A 12,212-nucleotide genomic window follows, 5' to 3' on the forward strand; every position below is an offset into this window, starting at 1 on the left:
ATTTTCTATGATTGATGAATGTATAAATGATAGATTAGTTCTTGACAATATTCATTTAAAAATGAATTTTTATCCTGATTGCTTGATCAAGAGAGAGATCATTATCTTGTTCTTTTAATGATTTTACAAACTCAGGAGTTACTCCATGAATTTTTAAGCTTTGCGCTTGTTCAGCCGAGATATTCTTATACCCAAGATCTTCGAATGTTTTTATAAACTCTGGAGTTACATTATGTATTTTGAAAGACATAATATCGTCTAATGGAAGATTACCAAACTTGGTCTTTTTAAATTCTTTGATGTATTCTGGAGAAATATTATGGATCTTAAGAGACATCAAATCATCAATATCAAGATTACTATATCCAATGTTTTTATACTCTTTAGCGACATCAGGAGATACATTATGTATTTTTAAGGACATTGCTTCTTCTAAGGAAATATTTTTATATCCAGCTTTCTTAAAAGTATTAATGAACTCTGGAGTCACATTATGAATTTTTAATCCTGTAACTTTATCTAAAGGAATCTTTTTATACCCCGCATCGTTATATTTTTTTATAAAATCTGGCGTTACATTATGAATTTTTAGTGATATGATATCATCTACAGAAGCATTTTCATAACCAAGAGCTTTAAATTGTTTTATGAAATCATTCGGATTTTGCTGAACTTCTTGATATCCTTTTCCAGAGCTGCTCGTAGAAGAACTGGATTTCCCGTTTTGTTTAGCAGATTTTACCTGTTCAGGAGAAATGTTATGAATTTTTAATTTAATTGCTTCTTTTAAAGAAATATTAGTTTGTCCTGTTTTTTTATAGGACTCAATGAAATTAGGAGTTACATTATGTATTTTTAGATTTCTAGCTTCCTTTAATGTAATATTAGGATATCCTGCTGTTTTAAAGCTAGTTATAAATGCTGGTGTTACATTATGTATTTTTAAGTTTTTAGCTTCCTTTAATGTGATGTTTTGATATCCTGCATTTTTATAAGCCTGTACATATTTTGGAGTTACATTATGAATCTTAAGATTCTGTGCTTCCTTTGCAGAGATATTGGTATATCCTTCTTTCTTAAATTTTGCTATAAAATCAGGAGATACATTATGTATTTTTAGTCTCATATAATCCCCTAAAGACATTCTTTTATATCCATTATCATTGTAAGATTTAATAAAATCGGGAGATAAGTTATGAATTTTAGCTTTGGTAATTTCCTTTAAAGTAGCTTGTTCTCCATTTACTTTATTAATAAATTTTATATATGATACGTCTACATCAAATAGGTTTAATTTACTTACTTCATTCATTGTGTAATTAGTATATCCTAATTTTGATAATTCTTTTCTATACATTTTTAATTTCTCAAGAGAAAGTCCTTTATGAATAATATCTTCAAAATCATCCTGATCCAATGAAAGTTTTTCTTGTTTTAAATAGGCTAAATAAGAATTATCAAAATCTGTAAGAAAACAATGTACTAATTCTTCATTGTCTACAGTAAACCCTTGTTGTTTTAGTGCATTACTAAAACCTGAGTTAGGAGTAAAAGTGTATCTGCCATCTCCAAGTCCATTTTCGAATTGACCATTAAATACCATAGTTCCTGCATCACGCGTAATTTCGAAATTTTGTTTATCACCAGAAGGAAAACCAGCGAAGAAAGAAGGTTCATAACAACGAGTTATAGACCAATAACTTCTTTTAAGAGGTTCTGCATTTCGATACATAATACATAGCTTGCCGCCACCTTCTTCTGCATCCCAGGCTCCTTTAGTAAAATCATTTTTAAACTTAGATTCTTTGAAATGATCATCATCAGGAGTTTCTAATTCATTAGAAATAGATTCATCAATGGATGGATTAATACTAACCGGATTAAAAGATAATACGGTCACAGCCAGTAATGGAATAATGATTAGGTATTTCCATCCTGATTTTGCAGTTGATTTTTTAGAATTCATCATAATTATTCGTTTTTTGAGAAATGATTGATTGTAACTTGTTGCCAAACCTGTAGGCATATCTGGGGTTGATACTTTTAATAAATTCATTTGATATACTTCTTTATCTTCTCCTTTGATAAGCATACCATTATCCGTAAGGTATTCTAGATTATTGTCAATAGCTTTTCTATATAGCCAGGCAAATGGATTGAACCACTGTATTGTAACCAATAATTCTACTAATAACATATCTAAACTATGCTTACCAGAAATATGCATCTGTTCATGTTTTAGTATTTGTAGATAGGTGTCAGGATTATATTGATTAGGATTTATAAATATTTTATTCCAAAAAGAGTAGGGAGCATGATTGGTATCTGTTTCTACTATTTTGTAGGCATCTACTTCAATGGTAGGAAATTTCATCATTCTATATAATAACACAGTCAACTGGATTAGGAAGTTAATTCCAAATGCCATAACCCCTAAAATATAGATATATAAAATGATCGATTTCCAATCTAAAGAAATGATAGAAGGCTTTATTGAATCGGTAAAATTTTCTGAAACAGTACTTTCCGGAATGCTTATTGTCACCTCATTGTTATAAGCATCTATTTCTGTTAATTGAGATGTTTTGAGCTCAGTAGTTTGTTTTTGAAATATTGTAGTTCTAAATGATATATTCTCCGGAACTGAAATAAAAGGTAAAGAAAAAGAGACAACTATTAAACCTAGTAATATTCCTCTATTAAGATGATAAAAAGTCTCTTTAGCTAGGAATACTGTATAAATCAAGTATGATAAACCTATAAGTGCTGCACTGTAGATGATGTAAGCCATTACTTATTATTTTTAATGAGTTTAATAATCTCTTCTAATTCTTCGGTGTTTATTTTTTCTTCCTTAGCAAAGAACTTAACCAAAGCTAGCGGTGAATTATCAAAGTAATTATTAACGACTTCCCCTAAAACATCCTTTTGATAATCATTTTTGGAGATTAAAGGATAGTATTGAAAACTATTACCAAATGCTTTATGACTAATAAAACCTTTTTCTTCTAAAATTTTTACAATAGTTGCAGTTGTATTGTAATGAGGTTTAGGATCTGGTAATTCTTCAATGATCTCCTTGATAAAAGCTTTTTGGAGCTTCCATAAACTCTGCATTATTTGTTCTTCTCGTTTGGCTAACTTTTGCATAATCTTAAATTTGATATAACAAACATACTCCTAATAAATTAGTTACACAACTAATTTATTAGGAGTGTAACTAATTTATTAGGAGTTTTATTAAGAACCCCTTTGTTTATCGAAGTTTTCGATGTGTTGTTAAATATGTGCTAAAATGTTTTTAGAATGGGAGATTACTTAAATCTACGTTTCCACCGGATAAAATAATCCCTATTTTTTCGTTCTGGAAACGTTCTTTTTCTTTAAGTAAAGCAGCTAAAGGAACAGCACAAGAAGGTTCAATAATGATTTTCATACGTTCCCAAATCAAGCGCATTGCTGTTATAATTTCTTCCTCATCTACTCGAATAATTTCTGAAACGTATTGTTGTATAATAGGAAAAGTAAGATCACCTAAAGGCATCTTAAGTCCATCAGCAGAAGTATTAGTCGTTTCATTAATTTCTAAAGTACCACTTTGTAATGCTCGGTATGCATCATCAACTTCGAAAGGCTCTCCCCCAATTACAGTGCAATTTTTTCCAAAAAAGTGAGCTGCTAACGATGTCCCTGCAATTAATCCACCACCACCAACAGGAGCGAATATATATGTTAAGTCTGGGTGATCCTCCAGTAATTCTAATGCAGCAGTCCCTTGTCCTAATATAACATTATGATCATTATAAGGATGTAAAAATGTAGCTCCTTTTTCTGTCTGTATTCTATTTGCAGTTTCTTCTCGATCTTTATGAGTAGGCGGGCATTCTATTATTTCTCCTCCATAATCTTTAACTGCATCTTTTTTTACTTGTGGTGCATTAGATGGCATTACGATATAGGCTTTAACACCTAAGCTTTGAGCAGAAAGAGATAGTGCTTGTGCAAAATTGCCAGAAGAATGAGTAACAACACCTTTTGATTTTTGTTCCTCTGATAATTGAAGAATAGCGTGAGTAGCACCTCGCATTTTAAAAGCTCCCATTCTCTGAAAGTTTTCACACTTAAAATAAAGATCTGCTCCAGATACTTCATTAATAAGTCTGGATGTTAATACGGGAGTTCTATGGATATATGATGCTATCGTTTGTGCAGTATCAGTAAGGTTTTTTGCGTTCATGTTGGAAGAAATAAATATCGCAAACGAAGATACTATTTTTTCCTGCCGATTAGAAGCGTATTAGTTCCATGAACATTATCGTGTAACTGAAATTCAATCTCTTTAGAGTATGTTCTTAATATTGACTGTATGTCTGTATCATTTTCTAACTGAATTCCGGCATTAAAAAGGATATTTCCCTTTGATTTCAGCCGTTTTGTAAGAGAATCCCAGAATTCAATTGTATAGAATTTGTCGGGTACTTTTAAATCAATAAAAATATCTATAATGATAAGGTCAAAAGAGTTATTACAATTGTCAATAAAATTAGATGCATCGTCAGGTATAATAGATAAATTATTACCTTGAATAATATCGAATTCATCTTCTGCCAATTTGATTATAACTGGATCGATTTCTACAGCTGTTATATGTCCACTATGATTATATCGTTTTCTTAATGTCTCTATAACACTTCCTCCACCCATTCCTAGTAAAAGAATATTAGCTTTGCTGTCAAAATATATTTTAGATAACCCATAATCTAAAATTCGCTGTAGCGAACCATAAGAATAATTAGCCATTTCACTATCCAAAACCTTTTTACCATTTAACCAAGTAATTTCTAATGTTCCGTTGATTTTGGATTTGATTTTTTTGGTAAGTGGCCAGATATAACTAACTATTTTTTTCATATTTCTACTATTGATAATAGTTAAGAATGAAATTACAATAAAAATATGCAGATTACCCAAAAATAGAATTTAGATAATCTGTACATTTTTATAAAAAAGATTATAAAGCTGCGGCTCCAGCTTCTGCTACGGCATGATCATTTTCTACGGTACTACCGCTTACTCCAATTGCACCAATAATTTCATCTTTTTCATTCTTTATTGGTACTCCTCCTGGAAATGTTATTAAACCTCCATTAGAATGTTCTATATTATATAAAGCACCTCCTGGTTGTGATAACTCTCCAATGACTCCTGTATTCATATCAAAAAATCGAGCTGTTTTTGCTTTCTTTAATGATATATCTAGAGATCCTAACCAAGCGCCATCCATACGCGCGAAAGCAACTAAGTTAGCTCCAGCATCAACAACAGAAATATTCATTTTAGTATTTAATGCAATTGATTTTTCTTTTGCAGCTATAATTATTTTTTCTGCTTGATCTAATGTAATGTTCATTTAAATTTTATTTTATGAGTATTCTAATTTGATAGCAATATCTTCATAAAACTGTACTGAAAATGTAAATTACCTCATAAATAAAATATAAAGTTTTATTGATCATTGTATGTAAAATGGTAATAGAATGATAGATAGTAGCTTATATCAAATTACATTAGATACCGAATTATTATTCGGCCTTTTTATAAGCTTCTTTTAGCCATTCTGTAAGTTCTGAGTCTATTTGATCTATAGATGTTAATTGAATTCTATGTGTACACATAGTTCCGAAAGGACCAGAATCCAGTAATCGATCCGTTGTTGGCACGTCTTTTAATTTTAAACCAAGATCTATTCTTGTTTTTGTAGCAGGCTTGATAAGAGCGAATTGTTTTTTTTTGATAATACTTACACTTGTTTTTTTAGGAGTATTTATGACATCTGCTCCAAAAGAGTTAACTACAGTTAACAGTTTTTTATAGATAGGGAACAAGTTTTCCTTGCCTTTATACTGACCAGTAACTAAGTCATCCGGAGTATCTTTTGATTCTTTAGATAATGCAATAATTGTATTAGCAAAACCGTGTGTGACTCCATGCTCACCCTTTAAAAATTTCATGGCTTCTCCATGTTTTGCAAAAGATTTTTCTTTTAGAATCATTTTCCATTCATCTAATGACTTGCCTGTTTTTTCAGGCATATTACTTATCATGGTTTGTAGCGCTTTGTCCATAGGATACTAAAGTTTCAAAAATGGTTTATCATAAAATCACATTAGAAATAAGCTGCTCTACCGTAGGATGATCGTTTCCACCAGCTGGTTCAATAGTGATGTTTAATGATTCAGCATTTTCTATGTATTTCATTTTTATCATTTCAACATCAGAAGAAATAACCCCCATATCTATCATTTCTCCCTCTACATCCGCCCACATTTGATAAGTATTATTGTTCTTTAGCTTAGAAAGCCCTTGAGGGTTTAATATAACTTCTTTGTTTTGATGATTAACGTAAGCAACGGCAGCAGAATTAGGTGATTTTTCATTTCCTTTTAAAACCAATTGAACTACATCGGGTTTATTAATCGCTCGATACCAATCATTCGTTTCCTTTAAATCTCCTTCTATATTTACCAATTTGGTTCGTAAATTATCTGTTTCTTGTTGTAAATTAACTATAGTCTGTTCTGTCTCTTTCCATTGATTATATAACCAACCAGAACTCAATAAAAATAGTGTAGCTAAACTTGCCGCAATAGCAAAATTATAAGATTTTCTTTTTGTTTTTTCTAATGGAATTACTTTTTCATCAGAATGTGTGGTGTCTTTTTCTATATTATTAAATATCGCTGTTTTTAAATGAGTAGGAGGGGAGATGGCATTTTCTAAAGCTATTTGCTCCATATCATCTTCCATTTTACTAAAATATTCGCGCAACTCATCATCTTCTTTTAGGATATTTTCAACATCCGTAGATTCCTTCTCCGAAAGTTCACCTAATAGATATTGTTCTAGTATTCCTGTATTTTTTATTGTATTCCTATCCATCATCTCATCATTTCAATAATAATCCATACGATAACAAGTTCTTCTTTGTAAGATTCACGCAATTTTTTAAGAGCCTGTTTTATATACGATTTGAATGTCCCCAATGGCACATCCATTTCTTCATGAGCTTCTCTATGAGTGAGTCCATTAAAATATACAAGTTCTAAAGCTTTTTGATGATGAGGTTCTAATTTTTGTAAAGAGCCTACTATTCCTTTGGTATCTATTTTTTCTTCAGAAGAACTTCTATCTTTATATACACTTAAATCCTCATTTTGGATGAGGTTTTCTTTTTTTCTTAAAGAATTTAACGTAATGTTCCTTGCTATTCGATAGGACCAGGTGAAAAACTTGCCTTTATCCGAATTATAAGTAGTTGCTTTTTGCCAAATTTTCATAAATGTTTCTTGTAATAATTCTTGTGCTAAAGGTTCATTTTTACACATTCTCAAGATCACACCATAAAGTGCCCCAGAGTATAGATCATAGACCTTAGACAGCGCTTTTGTGTCTTGGTTCTGTAACCTCTTTATGAGCTCTAAATCGTCTTTCATTTAATTATTGGCTTCTTCAAATTTAAAAAAAATCTCATCCAATCTCATCCAAACGAAACAAACTTGTGTATATGATATTGAAAAGCGCGTTTAATATTGTTTAATAATTAAAAAATAAAATCATGAAAAAACTAATTTTTATTACCTCAACTCTTTTCTTATTCGTAGTATCTCAATCGATGTTTGCACAATCAAAAAAAGACATTGTAGATGTTGCAGCTTCTGTAAATGACTTCTCTACATTAGTAACAGCTGTAAAAGCTGCTGATTTAGTAGATGCCCTAAAAGGTGATGGACCATTTACCGTGTTTGCTCCTACGAATGATGCTTTTGCGAAGATTGATTCGAAAACTTTAAATTCTTTATTAGAACCTGCTAACAAAACAAAGTTAGCTTCAATTCTGACATATCACGTGGTATCAGGAAAAATTGATGCTGGAGCTGTAGTAAAAGCATTAAAAAGTGGAGGAGGCAAAGCGGAATTAACAACGTTGAACGGGGCCAAACTAAAAGTTCTGAAAAAGGATGGGAAAATATGGTTAAAAGATCAAAATGGAAATTATAGCCAAATTGTAAAAACTGATGTAATGGCTTCTAATGGAGTGATTCATGTAATCGGTGATGTTGTAATGCCAAAATAAGATTCATTATATCATTCATAAGCGCTGTATTCTTACAGCGCTTATTTCTTTGTTTTGTAATCTTCTATAAGACTAATCCAAGAATCCTTATATTTTCTGAAATAAATAGAACCTATAATGCTAACTATTGCTGTTGCAATTCCGACTAATGAATAAAAAACAGGAATTATGTTACTATCAACTTTTAGTATAAATGGTATTCTGGTAAGTACTTCGGCAAAAAAAGCACAATATAATCCAATCACACTCCAATACATAAAACTAAGATGTAGTTGCAAATATTTTATTGGTTTTTTTATGAGCATCGGTATAATTCCTAATAACAAGGTAATGCCACTAATTACTGCAAACCAATGCAACACACCAAACGTTCCATGTAATCGATATATCATAAATGAAGTGGCGAGTAGAACACCCATAGCAATTGTATAGACGTAACCAATTCTCTTATGATTTTTGGTGCCTTTAGGTTTGATTAAAGCTAGAGTTCCAAATAATAATGAAATTATTGATGAGGCGAAATGAACAATACCTATAGCGCTTAAAAACATAATATATTAATTTATGCGAAAGCTACTACGATACACAGTATGAACGTAATTATAATTACCGAATTGTTATATGTTCTAACTCAATTGTTACAAATCAGGTACATTTTGTAAACAGAGTATTAGCTAGTTTTTTTTATTTAAATACCTGATTTAAAATCTGTTGGTGTTATACCTAAATAATGTTTAAAAAACCGAGTAAAATGGTTAGGTTCTTCAAAACCTAAAGTTCTAGATATTGCAGAAATAGATTCCCCTTCAATAAGCATAAATTTTGCGGTATTGATAAGCTCTAGCCTTATTAATTGACCTAGAGTTATGTTCATCTTAGATTTAACTTTAGTTGAAAGTGCTTTAATGGATAGGTTCATTTTATCTGCATAAAATTCTAGAGCTCTTTCCTGAGTATGGTATTTTTGAAGTAGTTCTAGGATGTTTTGAGTAAATGCATCTCGTTTTTCGAAATCGAAGTTTTCTCGAAACTGTTTAGGCGTTTGTCCAGTTGAATTTTTAAAAACACGATTAAAATAAGCATCATCTTTAAACCCTAAATCATAAGAGATTTCCTGAATATTCTTATCGGTAAAAGCAATTTGTTTTTGGCTTTCCTGTAATCTTTTAGAGCTTACTAAATTTTTAATTGACAATCCTACTTTATTTTTAATAAGTGCCTGGGCATTATATCCATTATCATTAATAAGATTTGCTAGATCGTTACTGGTTAAGTTATTGGAATATTCTTCATCAATAATATCTTTAATATCAAAAATAATCTGATATTCTTCTTTGTTTGCTTTAAAAGGGTTTTGCCAGTACCATTGTTTTGAAGAGATATCTATAATATTAGAAGAATTATCAGTTAAGGTTGATTCAGATAAAAAGTTATTACATTCATCACACTCTAATAAATCAATGTATCCTAATGAAATTAAGTGTTTAAATAATACTCTTACTTCTGTATTATAGAACTTATCCTTGTTTGTGAATTCAATTCTTCTGATAGTAAAATTGTCAGATAGAAATTTAATGTATTGTCCTTTTTCTAAAAAAATAGCTTTTTCTTGCCAGTCAAAATAATTTTTGAAATCTACCTGAATACTTCCATTGCCTGATAAAATATGAATTAATGTATGCTTTTCTATAAAATATACCTTATTCAGTTCTGGTGAAATTTTTTCAACTTTATGCATTTAATTTATAATATACACTTATACGATCTTTCTTAGTTGATCTCACAGGATCAATAATCTATTTTTATTTAAAAGCAAGATAGTGAAAGTGTAAGAAGTTTTAGAATGAATCATTTGGTATATCGACAATCATAATTTTCTAATTATATTATATAAAACAACAATACCTTCCTGAATTTTAATTCAAGAAGGTATTGTTATAATTTATTTGATCAAATATCTATAAATCAAATAGCCACTTCTGGTTTATGTAAGCTAACCACAATAAGTACTATTGCACCATTTATCCAATAGTAGTAAGCATCTATTCCTTCGAATGATAAAACAAAAGGAACTAAAATAAATACTATTGCTACTAAAAAATCTACAATTAAATGAACTTTATACGGTACAACTCGATATACTCCTAAATTATGATCTGTTAATAAGGTTAATATAAATGCTGCAACTCCAGTTACTACGGAAATATATAGTGCTAACGGATTAGAACTTCCTAAACCTAGAATATATGGAAGAATAATTAATATAACGGCAACAGGATAATCTAAAAATGCGTGTATTCTTTTAGTTACAAATTTCATGATTTTTAAATTTAATGTGAGGGATAAATCAATTGTGAATTTTACTCAGTTTGTTCCAATTTTTATCAGCTGTATTTTTTAGTTTATTATGGCTTTTTTCAGCTAACCATAATTGTTTAGCATCTAATTCTACATTGTTTAAGAATAGATAGTATTTACCATCTTTAACAATAAATTTTGTAGGGTCAATTCTAAATTTTGCTCCTGCATACGTGCCAAATGCACAAAAACCTCCATATTGTGGTAAATATTTAGCGGGGTTATTATCAAATATTTGTTTTTGATCTGATGATGTGAAGTAATAAATAACTTTTTGATGTTCCGATTTGTATTGTTTATTTCCTCTCTGCGCTAAACCCAGGTCTAGGTAAGATACCGGACTGTATCCTTGCAAAGCAATATTACTGTTATCAACGTTATTGGCTTTTTTGTCCTGCGCTGATAAATTTGCTGTTAAAATAAGTGCAATTATTAATAATGATGATTTTATAAGTTTCATGTTTTTTTATTTAAATTGTTATTATTTTATTTTTAGTTATTCTGCGTTGAAATATGTTTCTTTAATTACCTTTCCTTCGTCATTCCAAATTCGGCGGATGATTTCGTGCCAGTATATCTTACTACCATCTTTCATATCAAAATCAAAAGTAAATTCAGAAGCAGAGACATTCTTATCTACAATTGTATGATGATGTGTAATTCCATTTACTTTAGCAATTGCTCCAGCAAAACCTTCCATTTTTTCAACCATTTGTGGTTTTCCATTTGTTCCACTATTACCATAATCAGATGTTACGGCATTATCAGCGAAAAATCCTTTTACTGCTTCAACAATAGCACCTTGTGCTACAATTGCATCCATTTTTTGTACTTGGTCTTTAATATTCATTTTTTTGTTTATTTAATGATTAATACAGTGCAAAGATGAAGCAGAATGAAGGTTTTAATGCTACAAAAAAAAGACTGTTAATTGTACTTTTTGAAACCTCTATTTGGATGATGATAAAATTATTTAATGCTGTTTTTATGACGATCTATCTATTCTGTAATTCGTATGTTTGCTTAGATATATAGTGTTTTAGGAAGGATGGATATGAATAAAAAGAAAATCCCATGGCCAACAAAAGATGCTATGGAACAGATTTATGAAAAGAAACTTTGGGGTGATGTAGGTTCTGATTTTTATTCAGGTGTTGGATCTCATGATCCTAAAATAGTACTTCCTTATATAGATGTCGTTACATCATTCTTAAATTCGTTTAAAAACCCATTGATAGTATGTGATATCGGTTGTGGGGACTTTAATATAGGAAACCAACTGGTTCGGTATAGTAAGAAATACATTGCGTTAGATATTGTAGCGGATCTAATAGTGCATAATAAAGAAAAATTTAAGCTACCAAATTTAGAATTTCATTGTTTGGACGCAGCAGTTAATGATTTGCCTTTGGGAGATTGTATAATATTGAGACAGGTACTACAACATTTATCAAATATCGAAGTACAAGAAATAGTAGGTAAATTAAATGCTTTTAAATACGTGATTTTAACAGAACATATCCCTGAAGGAGATTTTATTCCTAATAGAGATATTATTTCAGGGCAAGGAATCAGGTTAAAGAAACAAAGTGGTATAAATTTATTAAAACCACCATTTAATCTTAAAGTAAAAGAGGAAAAACAACTATTATCTATTGGCTTAGATAATGGTAAAGGATGTATTGTAACAACGTTATATAAGGTTTTTTAAACTAGATAT

General features: G+C 30.1%; 15 protein-coding genes. 2 read left to right on the forward strand and 13 right to left on the reverse strand.

The window, feature by feature from the left end:
• Positions 1-55: 55 nt before the first annotated feature.
• The 8 genes from BMY33_RS13215 to BMY33_RS13250 all read right to left on the reverse strand — a co-directional run bounded on the left by BMY33_RS13215 (position 56) and on the right by BMY33_RS13250 (position 7,493).
• Positions 56-2,791: a M56 family metallopeptidase gene (locus BMY33_RS13215; RefSeq protein WP_091409276.1), complete on the reverse strand. Its 2,736-nt coding sequence runs from the start codon at positions 2,789-2,791 to the stop codon at positions 56-58.
• Positions 2,791-3,150 carry a BlaI/MecI/CopY family transcriptional regulator gene (locus BMY33_RS13220; protein ID WP_091409279.1) on the reverse strand — a complete coding sequence of 120 codons (360 nt, stop codon included), beginning with the start codon at positions 3,148-3,150 and terminating at the stop codon, positions 2,791-2,793. The genes BMY33_RS13215 and BMY33_RS13220 overlap by 1 nt, the downstream gene beginning before the upstream one ends.
• 151 nt (positions 3,151-3,301) lie before the next feature.
• Positions 3,302-4,237 carry a threonine ammonia-lyase gene (locus BMY33_RS13225; RefSeq protein WP_091409281.1) on the reverse strand — a complete coding sequence of 312 codons (936 nt, stop codon included), beginning with the start codon at positions 4,235-4,237 and terminating at the stop codon, positions 3,302-3,304.
• A gap of 32 nt (positions 4,238-4,269) precedes the next feature.
• Positions 4,270-4,911 (reverse strand): fused MFS/spermidine synthase, encoded by a 642-nt coding sequence (locus BMY33_RS13230; RefSeq protein ID WP_091409283.1) that lies wholly within the window; start codon positions 4,909-4,911, stop codon positions 4,270-4,272.
• Positions 4,912-5,011: 100 nt separating this feature from the next.
• The gene (locus tag BMY33_RS13235; RefSeq protein ID WP_091409286.1) at positions 5,012-5,410 is read right to left on the reverse strand and encodes a GlcG/HbpS family heme-binding protein; all 399 of its coding nucleotides are present in this window, start codon (positions 5,408-5,410) and stop codon (positions 5,012-5,014) included.
• Positions 5,411-5,582: 172 nt separating this feature from the next.
• Positions 5,583-6,125 (reverse strand): DUF4287 domain-containing protein, encoded by a 543-nt coding sequence (locus tag BMY33_RS13240; RefSeq protein ID WP_091409288.1) that lies wholly within the window; start codon positions 6,123-6,125, stop codon positions 5,583-5,585.
• Positions 6,126-6,153: 28 nt separating this feature from the next.
• The gene (locus BMY33_RS13245) at positions 6,154-6,939 is read right to left on the reverse strand and encodes an anti-sigma factor (protein WP_170837075.1); all 786 of its coding nucleotides are present in this window, start codon (positions 6,937-6,939) and stop codon (positions 6,154-6,156) included.
• Complete coding sequence (locus BMY33_RS13250; protein WP_091409293.1) at positions 6,939-7,493, reverse strand: RNA polymerase sigma factor; 555 nt, start codon at positions 7,491-7,493, stop codon at positions 6,939-6,941. Before BMY33_RS13250 ends, BMY33_RS13245 begins: the two co-directional genes overlap by 1 nt.
• Positions 7,494-7,615: 122 nt before the next feature.
• Here BMY33_RS13250 and BMY33_RS13255 point away from each other — a divergent pair, with 122 nt between their 5' ends.
• Positions 7,616-8,134 carry a fasciclin domain-containing protein gene (locus BMY33_RS13255; protein ID WP_091409295.1) on the forward strand — a complete coding sequence of 173 codons (519 nt, stop codon included), beginning with the start codon at positions 7,616-7,618 and terminating at the stop codon, positions 8,132-8,134.
• A gap of 41 nt (positions 8,135-8,175) precedes the next feature.
• Here BMY33_RS13255 and BMY33_RS13260 read toward each other — a convergent pair whose 3' ends face one another.
• The 5 genes from BMY33_RS13260 to BMY33_RS13280 form a co-directional block, all read right to left on the reverse strand.
• Positions 8,176-8,685 (reverse strand): DUF2306 domain-containing protein, encoded by a 510-nt coding sequence (locus BMY33_RS13260; protein ID WP_091409297.1) that lies wholly within the window; start codon positions 8,683-8,685, stop codon positions 8,176-8,178.
• A gap of 137 nt (positions 8,686-8,822) precedes the next feature.
• Positions 8,823-9,872, reverse strand: a complete 1,050-nt coding sequence (locus tag BMY33_RS13265; protein WP_091409299.1) for a helix-turn-helix transcriptional regulator — start codon at positions 9,870-9,872, stop codon at positions 8,823-8,825.
• Between the two features lie 227 nt (positions 9,873-10,099).
• Entirely contained in the window at positions 10,100-10,453 is a 354-nt protein-coding gene (locus BMY33_RS13270) for an SPW repeat domain-containing protein (RefSeq protein WP_091409301.1), read from the reverse strand.
• Positions 10,454-10,481: 28 nt separating this feature from the next.
• Positions 10,482-10,952 (reverse strand): YHS domain-containing (seleno)protein, encoded by a 471-nt coding sequence (locus BMY33_RS13275; protein WP_091409304.1) that lies wholly within the window; start codon positions 10,950-10,952, stop codon positions 10,482-10,484.
• A gap of 36 nt (positions 10,953-10,988) precedes the next feature.
• Positions 10,989-11,342 carry a hypothetical protein gene (locus tag BMY33_RS13280; protein ID WP_091409306.1) on the reverse strand — a complete coding sequence of 118 codons (354 nt, stop codon included), beginning with the start codon at positions 11,340-11,342 and terminating at the stop codon, positions 10,989-10,991.
• A 204-nt stretch (positions 11,343-11,546) separates the two neighbouring features.
• Between BMY33_RS13280 and BMY33_RS13285 the strand changes: the two genes are divergently transcribed.
• Complete coding sequence (locus tag BMY33_RS13285; RefSeq protein WP_091409476.1) at positions 11,547-12,203, forward strand: class I SAM-dependent methyltransferase; 657 nt, start codon at positions 11,547-11,549, stop codon at positions 12,201-12,203.
• Positions 12,204-12,212 lie beyond the last annotated feature (9 nt).

It is taken from the genome of Aquimarina amphilecti (assembly GCF_900109375.1).
Classification (GTDB): domain Bacteria; phylum Bacteroidota; class Bacteroidia; order Flavobacteriales; family Flavobacteriaceae; genus Aquimarina; species Aquimarina amphilecti.

Bases quoted from the DNA above. Each gene is read 5' to 3' on its own strand.
- BMY33_RS13240 (WP_091409288.1), bottom strand. From the start codon at position 6,125: ATGGACAAAGCGCTACAAACCATGATAAGTAATATGCCTGAAAAAACA.
- BMY33_RS13220 (WP_091409279.1), bottom strand. From the start codon at position 3,150: ATGCAAAAGTTAGCCAAACGAGAAGAACAAATAATGCAGAGTTTATGG.
- BMY33_RS13225 (WP_091409281.1), bottom strand. From the start codon at position 4,237: ATGAACGCAAAAAACCTTACTGATACTGCACAAACGATAGCATCATAT.
- BMY33_RS13255 (WP_091409295.1), top strand. From the start codon at position 7,616: ATGAAAAAACTAATTTTTATTACCTCAACTCTTTTCTTATTCGTAGTA.
- BMY33_RS13245 (WP_170837075.1), bottom strand. From the start codon at position 6,939: ATGGATAGGAATACAATAAAAAATACAGGAATACTAGAACAATATCTA.
- BMY33_RS13250 (WP_091409293.1), bottom strand. From the start codon at position 7,493: ATGAAAGACGATTTAGAGCTCATAAAGAGGTTACAGAACCAAGACACA.
- BMY33_RS13275 (WP_091409304.1), bottom strand. From the start codon at position 10,952: ATGAAACTTATAAAATCATCATTATTAATAATTGCACTTATTTTAACA.
- BMY33_RS13235 (WP_091409286.1), bottom strand. From the start codon at position 5,410: ATGAACATTACATTAGATCAAGCAGAAAAAATAATTATAGCTGCAAAA.
- BMY33_RS13215 (WP_091409276.1), bottom strand. From the start codon at position 2,791: ATGGCTTACATCATCTACAGTGCAGCACTTATAGGTTTATCATACTTG.
- BMY33_RS13265 (WP_091409299.1), bottom strand. From the start codon at position 9,872: ATGCATAAAGTTGAAAAAATTTCACCAGAACTGAATAAGGTATATTTT.
- BMY33_RS13270 (WP_091409301.1), bottom strand. From the start codon at position 10,453: ATGAAATTTGTAACTAAAAGAATACACGCATTTTTAGATTATCCTGTT.
- BMY33_RS13260 (WP_091409297.1), bottom strand. From the start codon at position 8,685: ATGTTTTTAAGCGCTATAGGTATTGTTCATTTCGCCTCATCAATAATT.
- BMY33_RS13280 (WP_091409306.1), bottom strand. From the start codon at position 11,342: ATGAATATTAAAGACCAAGTACAAAAAATGGATGCAATTGTAGCACAA.
- BMY33_RS13285 (WP_091409476.1), top strand. From the start codon at position 11,547: ATGAATAAAAAGAAAATCCCATGGCCAACAAAAGATGCTATGGAACAG.
- BMY33_RS13230 (WP_091409283.1), bottom strand. From the start codon at position 4,911: ATGAAAAAAATAGTTAGTTATATCTGGCCACTTACCAAAAAAATCAAA.